Annotated in this window: 15 protein-coding genes; 8 read left to right on the plus strand and 7 right to left on the minus strand. The window is 52.8% G+C overall.

All coding sequences use genetic code 11. From position 1 onward, the window contains the following. The first annotated feature begins 6 nt into the window (after window positions 1-6). The 5 genes from hisS (at window position 7) to H2P46_RS07985 (ending at window position 7,855) form a co-directional block, all read left to right on the plus strand. Complete coding sequence (gene hisS, locus H2P46_RS07965) at window positions 7-1,281, plus strand: histidine--tRNA ligase (protein ID WP_193404607.1); 1,275 nt, start codon at window positions 7-9, stop codon at window positions 1,279-1,281. Window positions 1,282-1,320: 39 nt separating this feature from the next. Next, complete coding sequence (locus H2P46_RS07970) at window positions 1,321-1,938, plus strand: YfgM family protein (RefSeq protein ID WP_193404608.1); 618 nt, start codon at window positions 1,321-1,323, stop codon at window positions 1,936-1,938. Between the two features lie 19 nt (window positions 1,939-1,957). Beyond that, window positions 1,958-3,139, plus strand: coding sequence for an outer membrane protein assembly factor BamB (gene bamB, locus H2P46_RS07975; RefSeq protein ID WP_193404609.1), 1,182 nt, complete (start codon window positions 1,958-1,960; stop codon window positions 3,137-3,139). 173 nt (window positions 3,140-3,312) lie between these two features. Then, on the plus strand, window positions 3,313-4,800 hold the full coding sequence (gene der / locus H2P46_RS07980; protein WP_193404701.1) for a ribosome biogenesis GTPase Der: 1,488 nt from the start codon (window positions 3,313-3,315) through the stop codon (window positions 4,798-4,800). A gap of 613 nt (window positions 4,801-5,413) precedes the next feature. Next, a complete protein-coding gene (locus H2P46_RS07985) occupies window positions 5,414-7,855 on the plus strand; it encodes a glucose/quinate/shikimate family membrane-bound PQQ-dependent dehydrogenase (protein ID WP_193404610.1) in 2,442 nt (813 codons plus the stop codon). Between the two features lie 39 nt (window positions 7,856-7,894). Here H2P46_RS07985 and H2P46_RS07990 read toward each other — a convergent pair whose 3' ends face one another. The 3 genes from H2P46_RS07990 to xseA are packed head-to-tail and all read right to left on the minus strand — an operon-like array spanning window position 7,895 to window position 10,667. After that, window positions 7,895-8,227, minus strand: a complete 333-nt coding sequence (locus H2P46_RS07990; RefSeq protein ID WP_193404611.1) for a protealysin inhibitor emfourin — start codon at window positions 8,225-8,227, stop codon at window positions 7,895-7,897. After that, window positions 8,224-9,237, minus strand: a complete 1,014-nt coding sequence (locus H2P46_RS07995) for a M4 family metallopeptidase (protein ID WP_193404612.1) — start codon at window positions 9,235-9,237, stop codon at window positions 8,224-8,226. Before H2P46_RS07995 ends, H2P46_RS07990 begins: the two co-directional genes overlap by 4 nt. Window positions 9,238-9,293: 56 nt before the next feature. After that, entirely contained in the window at window positions 9,294-10,667 is a 1,374-nt protein-coding gene (xseA, locus tag H2P46_RS08000) for an exodeoxyribonuclease VII large subunit (RefSeq protein ID WP_193404613.1), read from the minus strand. A gap of 168 nt (window positions 10,668-10,835) precedes the next feature. On the opposite strand from xseA, the gene guaB reads away from it, so the two are divergent. From guaB to H2P46_RS08015, 3 genes are all read left to right on the plus strand, one after another. Continuing rightward, entirely contained in the window at window positions 10,836-12,302 is a 1,467-nt protein-coding gene (gene guaB / locus H2P46_RS08005) for an IMP dehydrogenase (protein WP_193404614.1), read from the plus strand. Between the two features lie 70 nt (window positions 12,303-12,372). Further along, a complete protein-coding gene (gene guaA / locus H2P46_RS08010) occupies window positions 12,373-13,953 on the plus strand; it encodes a glutamine-hydrolyzing GMP synthase (protein ID WP_193404615.1) in 1,581 nt (526 codons plus the stop codon). A 101-nt stretch (window positions 13,954-14,054) separates the two neighbouring features. Beyond that, window positions 14,055-14,828: a DUF3750 domain-containing protein gene (locus tag H2P46_RS08015; protein WP_193404616.1), complete on the plus strand. Its 774-nt coding sequence runs from the start codon at window positions 14,055-14,057 to the stop codon at window positions 14,826-14,828. A gap of 30 nt (window positions 14,829-14,858) precedes the next feature. Here H2P46_RS08015 and H2P46_RS08020 read toward each other — a convergent pair whose 3' ends face one another. The 4 genes from H2P46_RS08020 to tehB all read right to left on the minus strand — a co-directional run bounded on the left by H2P46_RS08020 (window position 14,859) and on the right by tehB (window position 17,744). Continuing rightward, window positions 14,859-15,038 (minus strand): DUF2158 domain-containing protein, encoded by a 180-nt coding sequence (locus H2P46_RS08020; protein WP_193404617.1) that lies wholly within the window; start codon window positions 15,036-15,038, stop codon window positions 14,859-14,861. 276 nt (window positions 15,039-15,314) lie between these two features. Next, the gene (mgtE, locus tag H2P46_RS08025) at window positions 15,315-16,748 is read right to left on the minus strand and encodes a magnesium transporter (protein WP_193404618.1); all 1,434 of its coding nucleotides are present in this window, start codon (window positions 16,746-16,748) and stop codon (window positions 15,315-15,317) included. 118 nt (window positions 16,749-16,866) lie between these two features. Continuing rightward, window positions 16,867-17,052 carry a YfgG family protein gene (locus H2P46_RS22935; protein ID WP_338103635.1) on the minus strand — a complete coding sequence of 62 codons (186 nt, stop codon included), beginning with the start codon at window positions 17,050-17,052 and terminating at the stop codon, window positions 16,867-16,869. Between the two features lie 98 nt (window positions 17,053-17,150). After that, window positions 17,151-17,744, minus strand: a complete 594-nt coding sequence (gene tehB, locus H2P46_RS08030; RefSeq protein WP_193404619.1) for a tellurite resistance methyltransferase TehB — start codon at window positions 17,742-17,744, stop codon at window positions 17,151-17,153. Window positions 17,745-17,769 lie beyond the last annotated feature (25 nt).

The following is a 17,769-nucleotide window of genomic DNA, read 5'->3' on the forward strand; positions in this document are numbered from 1 at the left end:
TCTAACGTGGCGAAGAATATTCAAGCTATTCGTGGGATGAATGATTATCTGCCCGCGGATACAGCCATCTGGCAACGGATTGAAGGCGTTCTGAAACAGGTTCTGGCGAGTTACGGTTATAGCGAAATTCGTATGCCGATCGTTGAACAAACGCCGCTGTTTAAACGCGCTATCGGTGAAGTCACCGATGTGGTTGAAAAAGAAATGTATACTTTTGACGACCGCAACGGTGAAAGCCTGACGCTACGCCCGGAAGGGACCGCAGGGTGTGTGCGTGCGGGCATCGAACATGGCTTGCTCTATAACCAGGAGCAGCGCCTGTGGTACATGGGACCGATGTTCCGTTACGAGCGTCCGCAAAAAGGCCGCTATCGCCAGTTCCACCAGATGGGTGTTGAAGTATTTGGCTTGCAGGGGCCAGATATTGATGCTGAATTGATCATGCTTAATGCGCGCTGGTGGAAAGCATTAGGTATTGCCGACCACGTCCGGCTCGAACTCAACTCCATCGGTTCGCTTGAGGCACGCGCTAATTATCGCGATGCGTTAGTGGCTTTCCTTGAGCAACATAAAGAAACGCTGGATGAAGATTGCAAACGCCGCATGTATACCAATCCGATGCGCGTGCTCGACAGTAAAAATCCTGAAATTCAGCACTTATTGAACGATGCGCCCCAGCTGGGCGATTATCTGGATGAAGAGTCACGTGCGCATTTTGACGGTCTTTGCGCGCTGCTGGACGATGCGGGCATTGCGTATACCGTAAATCAGCGTCTGGTGCGTGGCCTCGATTACTACAACCGGACGGTGATTGAATGGGTCACCGATAGCCTGGGCTCACAGGGTACCGTGTGTGGCGGCGGCCGTTACGATGGCTTAGTTGAGCAACTGGGCGGTCGCGCAACGCCTGCTGTCGGTTTCGCCATGGGCATGGAGCGTTTGGTCCTGCTGGTTCAGGCGGTTAATCCTGAATTTGAACCGACTCGTGTTGTTGATGTCTATGTTATCGCTTCGGGTCAAGGCGTACAGGCATCAGCAATGCTGCTGGCAGAAAAACTGCGCGATGAAATGCCCGATCTGAAGCTGATGACCAACTTTGGCGGCGGCAATTTTAAAAAGCAGTTTGCCCGCGCAGATAAGTGGGGCGCACGCGTTGCACTGGTAGTGGGTGAAGACGAAGTGAAGGCCGGTCAGGTCGTGATTAAAAATCTGCGCAGTGGCGAGCAGCAAACGCTAGCGCAGGCAGAGGCTGCTGCTGCATTGCGCACGCTGTTACAGTAAGCGTGTCACAGCACCGATCATTAAAAAGAGAGGGATTGCGTGGAAGTTTATAGCAATGAGAATGAACAGATTGATGCCGTGCGCCGCTTCTTTGCCAACAATGGCAAAGCGTTAGCGGTTGGCGTAGTCATCGGTATTGCCGCGCTGGGTGGCTGGCGCTACTGGGCGAACCATGAAGAGAGCTCGGCCAAAACCGTTTCAGCGCAGTATCAGCAGCTGACCAATGCTATGCAGGCGGATAAGCCTCAAACGCTGGAGGCGGTGAGCAATTTTGCCAGGGATAACAGCAACACCTACGGTGCGCTGGCATCAATGGATGTAGCCAAACAGTATGTTGACAGCAACCAGCTCGATAAAGCGGCTGCTCAGCTGCAAAACGGCCTGAAAGACACAAAAGATGCCAACCTGCAGGCGGTTATTAACCTGCGCCTGGCGCGCATTCAACTGCAACAAAATCAAGCCGACGCAGCACTTAAAACCCTGGAAGGCGTGAAGGGTGATGGTTGGACAGCCATTGTGGCCGACATCCGCGGCGAAGCGCTGCTAAGCAAAGGCGACAAGCAGGGCGCACGCGATGCCTGGAGCAAAGGGGTGGAATCTGATGCCTCTCCGGCATTGAAGCAAATGATGCAGATGAAGATGAATAACTTAAGCTAAGCCAGTCAAGAGAGAGCGCATGGAATTACGTAAATACCTGCTGCCAGGGCTGATTTCAGTCACTTTGCTCAGCGGTTGTTCGCTGTTTAGCGGCGAAGAAGATGCAGTAAAAATGGCCCCGTTGCCGAAGGTCGAAAATCAGTTTACTCCGCAAGAAGTATGGAGCACGTCGGTGGGTGATGGTGTTGGCGATTTTTATTCCAACCTGCATCCCGCCTGGCAAGAGGGCACCGTTTATGCGGCCGATCGCTTTGGTATCATAAAAGCATTAGACGCAGCGAATGGTAAGGAAAAATGGAAAGTCGATCTCTCTGAGAAAACCGGCTTCTTCTCAAAAAATCGTTCAGCCCTGTTGTCTGGCGGCCTGACCGTGAATGGCGACCGCCTGTATGCTGGCAGCGAACGCGGCCAGGTTTATGCCTTAAACAGCAGCGACGGTAAGATTGACTGGCAAACCAAAGTGGCTGGCGAAGCGCTGTCACGTCCGGTTGTCAGTGATGGTTTAGTGTTGATTCACACCAGCAACGGCATGTTGCAGGGGCTGGATCAGAACAGCGGCGCCATCAAGTGGAGCGTTAACCTTGATATGCCAGCGCTGTCTCTGCGCGGTGAATCTGCGCCAGCCGTTGCCTTTGGCGGTGCGATTGTCGGCGGAGATAACGGTCGCGTCAGCGCAGTCATCATGAATCAAGGTCAGCTGATTTGGCAGCAGCGCATTTCGCAGCCAAGCGGCGCGACGGAAATCGATCGCCTGAATGATGTTGATACCACGCCGGTTGTGGTAAATGGCGTGGTTTACGCGCTGGCTTACAATGGCGATTTAACCGCGCTGGACCTGCGTTCAGGACAAATTTTGTGGAAGCGTGAAATTGGTGGCGTGAAAGATCTGATTGTAGATGCGGGCCGTATTTACCTGATCGATCAGGACGATCGCGTCATTGCTCTGAACGCGGATGGCGGCGTGGCAATCTGGCGTCAAAGCGATCTGCTGCACCGTAACCTGACATCGCCCGTGTTGTACAATGGCTACATCGTGGTAGGTGACAGCGAAGGTTATCTGCACTGGATGAACACGACCGACGGTCGCTTTGTTGCCCAGCAGAAACTGGACAGCTCCGGCTTCCAGACTGAACCGGTGGTTGCCAGCGACAAGTTGCTGATCCAGTCCAAAGACGGTGAGGTTTATGCGATTACCCGCTAATGGGTAAACGCCAGTCAGGTGAAATCCTTCCCTGAAAGCGGCTCCTGAGTTTATCAGGGGCCGTTTCGTTTTTAGTCAGGCATGGTATTCTTTGCGCCTTCAGCCTGAACTTAGCGGCAAGAGCCGTTATAATCACGCCATTCGGGCGATTAATTATTTATTGAGGCATGTTTATGGTACCTGTGGTCGCGCTGGTTGGGCGTCCCAATGTGGGAAAATCTACGCTTTTTAACCGCTTAACCCGCACACGTGATGCGCTGGTAGCGGATTTTCCTGGACTGACTCGCGATCGCAAATATGGTCGCGCCGAAGTGGAAGGGCGCGAATTTATTGTTATTGATACCGGCGGCATTGACGGCACTGAGGATGGTGTCGAAACGCGCATGGCAGAACAGTCGCTGCTGGCGATTGAAGAAGCCGATGTTGTGCTGTTTATGGTAGATGCCCGTGCGGGTCTGATGCCGGCCGATCAGCAAATTGCTAAGCATCTGCGTTCGCGCCAAAAAGCTACCTTCCTGGTGGCTAATAAAACCGACGGACTCGATCCCGATTCAGCCGTCTTAGATTTCTACTCGCTGGGCCTGGGAGAAATCCATGCCATTGCAGCCTCGCACGGTCGTGGCGTGACCAGCCTGTTAGAAACCGCGCTGCTGCCGTGGATGGAACAGGTCGATCCGGTAGAAGTGACCGAAGAAGACGAAAACGAAGCCTACTGGGCGGCACTGGCGGCAAAAGAGAATGGTGAACCGCCTGAAGAGGAAGAGGAAGAGTTCGATCCAACCGGTTTGCCGATCAAGCTGGCGATTGTAGGCCGCCCAAATGTGGGCAAATCTACCCTGACCAACCGCATTCTTGGCGAAGATCGCGTAGTGGTATATGACATGCCGGGTACGACGCGCGACAGCATCTATATTCCGATGGAGCGTGATGGGCGTGAGTACGTGCTGATTGACACCGCAGGTGTGCGTAAGCGCGGAAAAATCACCGATACGGTAGAAAAGTTTTCGGTAATCAAAACGCTACAGGCGATTGAAGACGCAAACGTTGTGATGCTGGTGATTGATGCCCGCGCCGGGATTTCCGACCAGGATCTCTCGCTGCTCGGTTTTATTCTGAATAGCGGGCGCTCACTGGTAATTGTGGTTAATAAGTGGGATGGCCTGTCGCAAGAGGTGCGTGACGAGGTCAAAGAGACGCTCGATTTCCGTCTGGGCTTTATTGATTTCGCCCGCGTTCACTTTATTTCTGCGCTGCACGGCAGCGGCGTGGGTAACCTGTTTGAATCGGTCACGGAAGCTTACGACTGCTCAACTAAACGGGTTAACACATCGTTACTGACGCGCATTATGAATATGGCAGCAGAAGATCACCAGCCACCGCTGGTTCGTGGTCGCCGCGTGAAGCTGAAATATGCGCATGCCGGAGGTTACAATCCACCTATTGTCGTGATCCATGGCAATCAGGTGAAAGATCTGCCGGATTCTTACAAGCGCTATCTGATGAACTACTTCCGTCGTTCTCTCAATGTCATGGGAACGCCGATTCGTATTCAGTTTAAAGAGGGCGAAAACCCTTATGAAGGCAAGCGTAACCTGTTGACACCCACTCAGCAGCGTAAACGTAAGCGCCTGATGGCGCATATGAAAAAAAATAAGCGTTAATTATCGAGGGCCGGTTTGGCCCTCTTTTTTTGCGGTAAGCAGCCAGGTTGCAAAAAGGGAAACGTATTGAGGGATAGCTTTATCCGCTGTCGTTAACGTAGCGCAAAGGCATTTGTAAAATATGTGGTACGTCATACGCAGCGCAGGTACGTTGCTCAGGTTGTCCTTAGCTGCAGGCATACTTTAATCTTTTGGTCTAATTGGCTGTTTTGACGCTTATAAATACGGTTTAACCGTTAAAGAACATCGGATATGTACCGTTAAGCGCTTAACGCACGCTTACACATCGACCGCCTGAAAGCCTGTTATTGCAAGAACCGTGTAAATTTAATTACTTAACGCACATTTTGTAGCAAAAATGCTATTTCTCAGTAACAAATGAGTAATAGATATTCACCTTTTTATGTACCAGGTGGTACAATCCAGCCCCGCTGTGGGCAGATCTATAGACAATTCTTAATGTCGCCTGCCTCACATTGCTTGAATCCCGGACGCAGGTCCGTTTTTAATTCGATTTAAAATAAAGTGTTCCCCAGCGTAAAGCTCTCGGATCCCGAAACGGCAAGCGGGCGTGGAGCGCGGACGCTTTTTTTTTTTCAGGAGAGTTAGTGTTATGGCTGAAACATCATCCCGCTCCGGTAAAGGGTTGGGAATATGGACCGTGCTGCTCGGGTTGGTGCTGCTTGCCACCGGCCTGTTCTTTGCTATCGGCGGCGGTAAGCTCGTCGCGCTTGGCGGCAGCTGGTACTTCTTAATCGCGGGTATTGTTACCGTTCTGTCGGCAGTTCAGTTCTTCCGGCGTAAATCTTCTGCAGTGACGCTTTTTCTGCTGATGTGTATCGGCACGCTGATTTGGGCGCTTTTCGATGCTGGGCTGGCGTTCTGGCCGCTGGTTTCACGCCTGATGGTGCCAGCCGGACTGATGATCCTGGCGTTCCTGACCTGGCCTGCGCTGCGTAAGCGTGAAGGCAAAACGTCGCTGGCTAACGTTTCCTACGTCTTGTCTGCCGTGCTGGCTATTGGCATGGTGGTGACGTTTGTTCAGATGTTCCAGCCACATCCCACTGTTGCCAGCAGCGGTCAGGAATTGCCGCTGATTCCGGTTGATAAAGCGAAACAGCAGAAAAACTGGGATAACTACGGTAATACATCAGGCGGGAGCCGCTTTGTTGCGTTGGATCAAATCACACGTGACAACGTAAAAGACCTGCAGGTGGCCTGGACTTTCCATACTGGCGATACGCCAGTTAGCCCAACCGGTAACGGTGCGGAAGATCAACAAACTCCGCTGCAGATTGGCAATACGCTCTATCTCTGTACGCCGCATAACAATGTGATTGCGGTAGAAGCGGATAGCGGAAAGCAAATCTGGAAACGCGAAATCAACGCACAAGCTGAAGTCTGGAATCGCTGCCGCGGTCTGGCTTATTTTGATGCGACCAAACCATTGACGCAGCCGTCAAAGCCAGGCTCAACGCCGGTGACAGCCGTAAATTTACCTGCGGGTGATACCTGTCAGCGCCGCATCCTGATGAACACCATTGATGCACGCCTGATCGCAATCAACGCTGACAATGGTGAATTCTGTCAGGACTTCGGCAACAACGGACAGGTTGATCTGAAAGCCGGTTTGGGTAAAGCGCCAGATCCGCAATATCAGCTGACCTCTGCACCGACCGTGGCGGGTACTACCGTTGTGGTTGGAGGACGTATCGCGGACAACGTTCAGACCGATATGCCAGGCGGTGTATTACGTGGTTTTGACGTTATCACAGGCCAAATGCGCTGGGCGTTTGACCCAGGCAATGTGGACCCGAATGCGATTCTGATGCCAGGCAAAGATTATACGCGCAGCACACCAAACTCGTGGGCGCCGATGTCTTACGATCCGGCGATGAATACCGTATTTATCCCTATGGGCAGCTCTTCTGTTGACCTGTGGGGCGCGAATCGTACTGCACTGGATCACAAATACGGCGCGTCCGTGCTGGCGCTGGATGCCACCACGGGTAAAGAGAAGTGGGTTTATCAGACCGTTCATAACGATCTGTGGGACTTCGACCTGCCGATGCAGCCAGGCCTGATCGATTTCCCAATGCAGGATGGCACCACCAAACCGGCCGTGGTCATCGGCGGTAAAACCGGCATGATCTTTGTGCTGGATCGCATGACAGGCAAGCCGTTGACGAAAGTCGAAGAGTTGCCAATGCCGCAGGGCCATATTCCGAACGAGCAGTACACCAAAACTCAGCCGCATTCGACCGGTATGCCACAGATTGGCAACCAGACGTTGAAAGAATCTGACATGTGGGGTGCAACGCCGTTCGATCAGCTGGTATGCCGTGTTGCTTTTAAATCCATGCGTTATGATGGTCTGTTCACCGTGCCGGATACCGATAAATCCCTCAGCTTCCCAGGTTCGCTGGGCGGTATGAACTGGGGCAGCATGTCCACCGATCCGAACAACCATCTGCTGTTCGTCAACGATATGCGTCTGGGCCTGTGGGTACAGATGATTCCGGCTGATACCAGCAAGATTGCCCGTGGTAGCAATGGCGGTGAAGCGATCAACACCGGCATGGGTGCGGTTCCGCTGAAAGGCACGCCTTATGCGGTGAATAAAAACCGTTTCATGTCTCCGCTGGGCATTCCTTGCCAGGCGCCACCGTTTGGTACGCTGTCCGCGATTGATATGAAAACACGGAAAATCGTCTGGCAGGTGCCAGTCGGTACGGTGCAGGATACCGGTCCTTTTGGTATCAAAATGCGCATGAAAATGCCACTTGGTATGCCAACGCTGGGCGGCACGCTGGCAACGCAGGGCGGCCTTGTGTTTATCGCGGGTACGCAGGATTACTATCTGCGCGCCTTCGACAGCTCAACCGGTAAAGAAGTATGGAAAGCTCGCCTGCCGGTTGGCAGCCAGGGCGGTCCAATGAGTTATGTTTCACCGAAAACCGGCAAACAATACATTCTCATCTCAGCGGGCGGCGCACGTCAGTCTCCCGATCGTGGTGACTATGTCATTGCTTACGCCCTACCTGACAGTAAATAACGTGATGAAAAAGCCGACAGCGATGTCGGCTTTTTTTCGCTATTCGCCGTCGCGCCACAGGGATTCCAGTTCAGGTGGCGCCACCTGTTCCGGTATTAACAGCACTATCGTGCCACTTTCCCGGTGGGTGGCGTACTGAATCTGAATGCGAAAATAACGCTGATCGCCACGACCAACCTGAGCAGCCTTTTCTTCCGGTTCTCCTAAAGGCATCGCCTGTTCCAGCACAGCACAAACGCGCTGTTTTTGGGGGGCAGGAAGCTGGCCTAAAGTGAAACGACGCTCGCCGCGCAGGCCCGGAATAAACGCGATACCGCCTTCACGTGCCACCACAATGATTGCATCGTCGGTGAGTTGAGGAAGCTCGCTCATAACACGCCCACCTCTTTCCAGGCTTGTTCAATCGCGCTGCCCACTGAACGGTTAAAGCGCTTTTCGCCGTGCTGCATGGTGTACTGAGCAAAGGTTTTAAAATCGGCATCCTGCGGCAACGCTTTATCACACAGGCTGTCATACCACGCATGACCAGCCAACTCCCATGCATAACCGCCCAGCGCTTTGGCAGCCAGACAGAAAGCGCGATTAGGAATACCAGAGTTAAGGTGCACGCCGCCATTATCTTCACGCGTCTGCACATAGTGATCCATATGCGCAGGCTGTGGATCTTTGCCCAGCATGGGATCGTCATAAGCCGTGCCGGGTTCAGACATTGAGCGTAAGCCCCGGCCATGAATACCTTTGGCCAACAAGCCTTCACCGATAATCCAGTCGGCCTGTTCGGCGCTCTGCTTCTTACTGAACTGCTTCACTAACGAGCCGAATACATCTGACAATGACTCGTTCAGTGCACCAGCCTGTTCGAAATAGATCAATCCGGCTTCATTTTCAGTAACGCCATGCGTCAGCTCATGCGCTACCACGTCTATTGCAATAGTGAAGCGATTAAAAATTTCGCCGTCACCATCGCCAAACACCATCTGCTGACCATTCCAAAAGGCATTCTGGTAATTTTTACCGTAATGCACCGTGCCCAACAGTTTCAAGCCCTGATTGTCCAGAGAGTTACGCTTGTAAGCCTGCCAGAAAAAGTCGTAGGTTGTACCGAGATAATCCCAGGCTTCCTGGGCGGCAATATCACCGTTTGCCGATTGACCTTCCTGCCGGATCAACTTGCCCGGCAAAGTTTGCTCGTTTTGCGCATCATAAATCTCACGTTCAACCCGGCCGCCAACAGCGGTTTTCGCCACGGATGGCTTTTGCCAGGGCGCTGCCATTAAATGCTGTACGTGGGTTAAGGTACGACGCGCTTCTTCCTGCTGATGGCCGGAACCGTGTGCAATGATTTTGCGTAAGATGTAGGGAGGAATAACGCTATAAGCCATATCCGACTCCTTGGCACGATGAATTAACAGTTGAGCCAAAAAGTATAGTTATGACCTCAGGAAGATGTTTGGCGCCGCCGCGGCTTTTCGGGCAGAAGTTTTGTCACCTGGCTCTCTGCCCAGCCATCTTCAAGTCGGGTGCGAAGAAGATCGCCGGTATGCAGCTGGCCGGTTTTTTTCACTCTCTGGCCGGAAACGTCAGTGGTTACGCTAAAACCGCGTGCAAGTGTCGCCAGCGGGCTGACGCCTTCAAGCTGAGCAGCCAGGGTTGCAAAGCGCTGCTTATCGCAATTGAGCACTTTTTCCATGCTTTGTTCGAGACGGTAATGCCAGTTTTGCAATGACTTTTGCGCCAGAAACAGGCGCTGCTGTGGGTATTGCGCCGTAAAACGTTGTGTTAGGCGATCCTGCTGGCGCGTGAACACTCGAAGGCGTGATTCCATTGCTTCGGTCAGACGCTGTTGCAGACGGAAAAGGGCAGTTTGCTGCCGCGCCAGACGTAATTGTGGATGTTGCTGCTGCAGGCGATGGTCTAACCGACTAAACAGCCGCTGTTGGCGAGCCAGGTAATAATCCATAGCCATTTCCAGCCGCTGCTGCTGAGACTGGAGCTGGCGTAATAACTCAACCTGATTGCGGCTGACGATTTCGGCTGCGGCTGAAGGGGTTGGCGCACGCAGATCCGCAACAAAATCGGCAATGGTAACGTCGGTTTCATGACCGACAGCGCTCACCACTTGAATGCGGCTGGCGAAGATGGCGCGCGCCACACGTTCGTCGTTAAAACTCCACAAATCCTCCAGCGAGCCGCCGCCGCGGCCTACGATTAATACATCACACTCATTACGCAGGTTGGCTATTTCAATGGCGCGAACGATGGCGGCGGGCGCGTCAACGCCCTGGACGGCGGTGGGATAGATCACTACCGGTAAAGAGGGATCGCGTCGATGCAGCACGCGCAGCACATCATGTAACGCCGCGCCGTTGGCAGAGGTGATCACGCCAACCTGTTTCGCCGGTTCCGGCAAGGCCTGCTTATGTTGAGGGTCGAACAAGCCTTCGGTTGCCAGTCTGGCTTTCAGCAGCTCAAACTGCTGCTGCAATAAGCCTTCACCGGCGGGGCGCATGCTTTCGATAATGAGCTGGTAGTCGCCACGGGGTTCATACAGCGTGATATTGGCACGAACTAAAATTTGCTGGCCATGTTGAGGACGAAAGGTCACGCGACGATTGCTGTTACGGAACATAGCACAGCGAACCTGGGCGCCATCATCTTTAAGCGTAAAATACCAGTGGCCGGAAGCGGGCTGAGTAAAGTTAGAGATCTCCGCGCTCAGCCAAACCAGGCCCATCTCTTTTTCCAGTAACTGACGCACCGTGTTATTGAGGCGGCTGACGGTAAAAATATTGGCGGTTGGAGGCAGTGACATGTGACGAAGATCAAATTCCAAATCAGCAGGTTAATTAGTCGATACTACAGGGCTGATACCACGGATCAAGAGTTTTTATTAAATAATGCTGGAGGCAATCGATTACGGCCTGTATAATGCCGCGGCAATATTTTATCTATTCTCATTCACCCGAGGTGGAGTATTGCCATGTTAAGAATCGCTAAAGAAGCACTCACTTTTGACGACGTCCTGCTCGTTCCTGCTCACTCCACCGTCCTGCCAAATACGGCTGATCTCAGTACCCAGCTCACTAAAAACATCCGTTTAACTATTCCCATGCTGTCCGCAGCAATGGACACCGTGACGGAAGCGGGCCTGGCCATTGCGCTGGCGCAAGAAGGCGGTCTGGGCTTCATCCATAAAAATATGTCGATTGAACGCCAGGCAGATGAAGTCCGCAAGGTGAAAAAATATGAAAGCGGCGTAGTCACTGAACCGCAAACCGTGTTGCCAACGACTCCGCTGGCCGACGTAAAAGCGCTGACTGAGCGTAACGGCTTTGCAGGTTATCCGGTTGTTAATGCCAACAACGAACTGGTCGGTATCATTACCGGCCGTGACGTTCGCTTTGTGACCGATTTGACTCAGCCTGTTTCGGCGGTAATGACACCGAAAGAGCGCCTGGTAACGGTAAAAGAGGGTGAAGCGCGTGATGTAGTTCTGCAGAAAATGCATGAGAAACGCGTAGAAAAAGCCCTGGTGGTGGATGAAAGCTTTCACCTGTTGGGCATGATTACCGTTAAGGATTTCCAGAAAGCTGAACGTAAGCCTAACGCCTGTAAAGATGCGCAGGGTCGTCTGCGTGTCGGTGCTGCGGTAGGCGCTGGCGCTGGCAACGAAGAGCGTGTAGATGCGCTGGTTGCCGCTGGCGTTGACGTACTGCTGATCGACTCTTCCCATGGTCATTCTCAGGGCGTACTGCAGCGTATCCGTGAAACCCGTGCTAAATACCCTGACCTCGAAATCGTCGGGGGCAACGTCGCGACAGGCGCGGGCGCATTAGCTCTGGTAGAAGCGGGCGTGAGCGCCGTGAAAGTGGGCATCGGCCCTGGTTCAATTTGTACCACGCGTATTGTAACTGGCGTAGGCGTACCTCAAATCACCGCTGTTTCTGACGCTGTTGCCGCCCTGGAAGGCACCGGCATTCCCGTTATCGCCGATGGCGGTATCCGTTTCTCAGGCGACATTGCAAAAGCTATCGCCGCGGGCGCATCCTGCGTGATGGTCGGTTCAATGCTGGCGGGTACTGAAGAATCGCCGGGCGAAATTGAGCTGTATCAAGGTCGCGCATTCAAATCCTATCGCGGCATGGGATCGTTAGGCGCCATGTCCAAAGGTTCATCTGACCGTTACTTCCAGACCGACAATGCGGCTGACAAACTGGTACCGGAAGGGATTGAAGGTCGCGTCGCGTATAAAGGTCGTCTGAAAGAGATCGTTCATCAACAGATGGGCGGCTTGCGTTCCTGCATGGGCCTGACCGGTTGCCTAACCATTGACGATTTGCGGACTAAAGCGGAGTTTGTCCGTATCAGCGGCGCCGGGATCAACGAAAGCCACGTGCACGATGTGACAATTACCAAAGAGTCGCCAAACTACCGCATGGGTTCATAATCCCGTAAGATTTCTCGCCCGGCTCAGCCGGGCGCTTTTATTATCAAGTCACCGTTCTGGAAACCCCTCAATGACGACGGAAAATATCCATAAGCATCGCATTCTGATTCTCGATTTTGGTTCTCAATATACCCAACTGGTGGCGCGTCGCGTGCGTGAGCTGGGCGTTTACTGTGAACTTTGGGCATGGGATGTCACCGAAGAACAGATCCGCCAGTTCAACCCGAGCGGCATCATCCTTTCCGGCGGCCCGGAAAGCACCACGGAGCTGAACAGCCCACGGGCACCGGAATATGTATTTAACGCTGGCGTACCGGTGCTGGGCGTATGCTACGGCATGCAGACCATGGCGATGCAGCTCGGCGGAAAAGTTGAAGGTTCCAGCGAGCGTGAATTTGGCTACGCACAGGTTGAAGTGACTACCGCGAGTGCCCTGGTTCGCGATATTGAAGATGCGCTCAGCGCGGCCGGCAAACCCTTACTGGACGTATGGATGAGCCACGGCGACAAAGTGACGGCAATCCCGTCTGACTTTGTGACCGTCGCCAGCACCGAAACCTGTCCGTTTGCCATTATGGCCAATGAAGAGAAGCGTTTTTACGGCGTACAGTTCCACCCGGAAGTGACGCACACGCGTCAGGGTTTGCGTATGCTCGAGCGTTTCATTATCGACATTTGTGGCTGTGAAGCGCTGTGGACACCAGCAAAAATCATCGAAGACGCCGTTGAGCGTTTGCGTAAGCAGATTGGCAACGACAAAGTTATTCTTGGCCTGTCGGGAGGTGTGGATTCCTCTGTTACTGCGATGCTGCTGCATCGAGCCATCGGCGATCGCCTGACGTGCGTATTCGTTGATAATGGGTTGTTGCGCCTCAACGAAGCGCAACAGGTAATGGACATGTTCGGTGACCACTTTGGTCTGAGCATTATTCACGTGCCGGCTGAAATGCGCTTCCTTAACGCGCTGGCAGGTATTGATGATCCAGAAGCCAAACGTAAAACCATTGGTCGGGTGTTCGTTGAAGTGTTTGACGAAGAAGCGACGAAGCTGACCGATGTGCAGTGGCTGGCGCAAGGCACCATTTATCCTGACGTCATTGAATCTGCGGCTTCTGCAACCGGCAAAGCTCATGTGATCAAATCACACCATAACGTCGGCGGGCTGCCAAAAGAGATGAAGCTGGGGCTGGTCGAGCCACTGAAAGAGCTGTTCAAAGATGAAGTACGTAGAATTGGTCTGGAACTTGGCCTGCCATACGACATGCTTTACCGCCATCCATTCCCAGGTCCCGGTTTGGGCGTGCGCGTATTGGGCGAAGTGAAGAAAGCGTACTGCGACCTGCTACGTCGCGCCGATGCTATCTTCATTGAAGAACTGCACAAAGCTGATTTGTACAACAAGGTCAGCCAGGCCTTCACCGTGTTCCTGCCGGTACGTTCTGTTGGCGTAATGGGCGATGGTCGTAAGTATGACTGGGTTGTCTCGCTGCGTGCGGTCGAAACTATCGACTTTATGACAGCACACTGGGCGCATCTGCCCTATGACTTCCTTGGCCGCGTATCCAACCGTATCATCAATGAAGTAGAGGGTATTTCCCGCGTTGTTTACGATATTAGTGGCAAACCACCGGCCACCATTGAGTGGGAATAAGTTTCTGACTTATTCTAAAACGCGCTGATTACCCAATCGCCAGTTTAATCGTCAGATTGACTGGCGTTTTTTTTTCTTTGTCTTAACCACCGGGATCCCGCATGCTTCCACTGAAAGTATTCAGTCTCTTTTTTCTTGCTGTGTTGCTGCTATCTCTGGCGGCGAGTATTGCGCAGGCAACCCGCCATAGCGGTGCAGCCAGTCAGGAAGGATGGTGGTCGGCACGACGCGATTCCGCCGGGATCGCGCCCGATCCACGTACCCATGCCAGTTTAACGATTGTGCAGGTTTATGCCGCGCCGACATATGGCTGGAAGGGGGCAGTGGCGATGCATCCGTGGATTATCTTCAAACGCGCCGGAGAAACCCAGTATAACCGCTACGAAGTGATCAGCTGGGGGAGCGGCGATAAAGTACGGCGCAACACCAATATTCCCGACGGATACTGGTACGGCGCAAAACCTCGCCTGCTGGTGGACCATCGCGGCCCGGCGGCAGAAGCGATGATTCCGCAAATTGAAGCTGCGATAAAGTCTTATCCCTGGCCGCAAACCTACCATGCATGGCCGGGACCTAACAGCAACACCTTCCTGGCACACATTGGCCGACATGTGTCGGCCTTAAAACTCGATTTGCCCGCCAATGCGCTGGGTAAAGATTATCGTCCGCTGTGGCGTCCGATTGGATTACCACCGTCTGGCCGCGGTTTGCAGGTGTCAGTTTTAGGCGTGGCGGGGATGACGCTCGGCGCGGAAGAGGGCGTTGAGCTGAATATATTAGGGCTGAGTATGGGGGTAGATTTCACACCGTTACGTCTGCGTTTGCCGTTTATTGGCGGCCTTGGTCACGATAATCTGCAACATAATAACCCCTGACCATTCAGGCCCCTAATGGGGCCTCTTAACTTAACAGACGCCGAAATCATCCTCTTCGTGATACAGATTCACGCTGCCGGCTTTCACTTCTATTTCTTTTTTGGTTGCATCATCCACGCGCGCGCACCACAACACATCGCCTTCTACGCGCAACACTAACATCTTTGGCCCACCGGTTTTTGCCTGCACAAAATCGTTAATCTTAAACATCACTCCCTCCGTTTTTTAGTCAGTGTCGAGCGGGTTACATGGGTAAGTTAGAAAAATTTTGCGTCATGCTTTCCAGTTTAGCGCGCTGATTTAAACCGTAGAAAGAAGTAAGGCATGCTCGTCGTCGTTGATAACAAAACTAAATGGACTGAAGGGGCAGGCAAAGGCTGGCAGAAAGCGCCCCGAATAAAAAGACAGAAGCCACGTCACGCTATGCCGAAAGCCAGGGTTAGCGGTGATTTGGCATCTGGCTATTGTACTGGAATGGCTACGTATTTAATGTCGCAGCAGGAATAACGTCGCCAGGCCAAGAAAGATAAAAAAGCCGCCGGTATCGGTAATGGCCGTAATGAATACGCTGGAGCCGACCGCCGGATCGCGCTTCATTTTAGTCATTACCAATGGCACCAGCACGCCCATTAATGCCGCCAGCAGCAGATTAAGCACCATCGCCAGCATCATTACGCCGCCGAGCGCGGGGTTGCCATACATCAGCCAGGTAATGATTCCCATAATGCCGCCCCAGCAAATACCGTTGATTAAAGCGACTCCCAGCTCACGCACAATCAGGAAAGAGAAGTTTCCCGGTTCCACCTGATGCAGCGCCAGGGCGCGCACAATCATAGTGATAGTCTGATTACCGGTATTACCACCGATACCCGCGACAATCGGCATCAAAGCAGCTAGCGCGACCAGTTGCGAAATGGTTGATTCAAACAGGCCGATCACGCGTGAAGCAACAAAGGCGGTACACAGGTTAACCGCCAGCCACGCCCAGCGATTACGTACTGCTTTACGAACCGGAGCAAAAACGTCCTCTTCCTGGCTGATACCCCCCATTTTACGAATGTTGCTTTCGTTCTCTTCGTTCACTAAATCGATCACATCTTCAATGGTAACGCGGCCTATCAGCTTGCCTTTGGCATCAATAACGGCAGCAGAAATCAGGTTATAGCGCTCAAAGGCACTGGCTGCATCCTCTGCTCTGTCGTTGAGCTGGAAGGTGGTAGGGTGCGTGTTCATTACTTCGTCCACGCGCATTTGCGGTTTGTTGAGCAGAATGTCGGTAAGCAACAGCTCACCTAGTAGGTGATTATCCTGATTGGTGATAAACAGCTTGTCAGTGCCCCCTGGTATGGCTTTACGATAGCGTAAGTAACGCTGCAAGGTGGCTAAAGTGACGTCGGAACGCACCGTGAGGATATTAAAATCCATCACCCGGCCCACACGGTCGCGGTCAAACTGCATCACGTTGAGTATGCGCGCCCGCTGGCTCGGTTCCAGCGTAGTAAGCAAGCGTCCGGTAAGATCGCGTGGTAGATAGCGCGCCAGCCAGACCTGGTCGTCAATATCCAGCGGTTCGATAGCGCGCAGAATATCGCGGTCGCTCATCTCTTCAGTCAGGCTGGCCCAGACAGTTTCTGCGGCTTCGACCAGTACATGGCCGCGCCGCTCGTTGGGCACCAGACGCCACAACGCCTGACGTTCTTCTTCAGGTAAGGCTTCGAGAATATCGGCCAGGTCTGCAGCATGCAGCTGAGTAATATCCTGTTCCAGCATTTCGCGCTGGATCGCATTTTCACGTTGCTGTTCAGAACTGAGATGGCTGGTTTTTTTAAGCAGCGCATCAACCAGATCGTGCTCGTTAAGCAGCAGCGTCAGAATACGATGACGTATTTCACTTAAACGTTGCGAGTGAGAGGCAGACATATTGCGTCCCTTTTGTCTGAAAGTACCAGCACGAAGTGTAGCGTTTCGTCTGTAAAAGGGATGCAAAAAATCGTACTGTCGTCTGGACAGCGTTTTAGTTGCTTAATGAAGCGTCTGGCTAGCGAGAATCGTTAACGCTAAGGCTTACCGGTGCGGGGATGGATTTTTTTTGCTGATGATGTTCAAAAGCAGCAGGCAGGATAAAAATCATTCGGCTAAAGAGGATGATAAAACTGATCAACAGAACGATCCGGGTCATGGTGCCGGTTTTCTGACGTCTTCGGGAAGGTATAGCGCTGTTCACGCGGGATGGTTCCTGTAATGACCCAAATGGGCGACAGCAATATTTAGTCACAGTCGCCAGATGAAATCAATCGTTGTCTAAAAAAACGACAGAAATAATTAATAGCTGGCCTTTTGCGCCAGCAGTGTGGCGAAACGGCAGGTGATGCGGTTGCCATTTTCATCGGTGCGATGCAGCTGGCCTCTGTTTTCGTTGTACTTTACGATGTGCCAGTTGCGGTAATAGTGGCTAAGTTCCCCGGATTTAAAAGCAAAAGAAAAATCAGTCGGGCAGGGCGTATCATCCGTGTTCATCGCCGCGACAATCAGGTTGTAGCCATATTTCACCGTGCAGGCCTGCATATCGGCGATCAGCTGCGGGATGGTTTCCGGTTGTAAAAACATCATCACCACCGTAGACAGTACGAAGTCGTAGCCGCCGTTAAAGCGCGTCTGGTTAAGGTCACGCAGCCCGGTGTGAATACCCTGTAAGCCTTCGTCTGCAATGATGCGGTTCAGGCGCGCCAGGCTTTTTGGGTTGTGATCCCATGCGGTAACGTCAAAGCCTTGCTGATTAAGAAACAGGGTGTTGCGTCCGTTGCCACAGCCCAGATCCAGCGCTTTGCCCACTGTGAGTTGCGGGAAAGCCTCCAGCACTTCTGAATGTGTCGGCGTCAGGCCATATTTTTCTGAGAAGTTAATCGAATTATTCATCTTTATCGCTTCAGTGAAGTGGGCA

It is taken from the genome of Mixta mediterraneensis, assembly GCF_014946725.1.
In the GTDB taxonomy this organism is placed as follows: Bacteria; Pseudomonadota; Gammaproteobacteria; order Enterobacterales; family Enterobacteriaceae; genus Pantoea; species Pantoea mediterraneensis.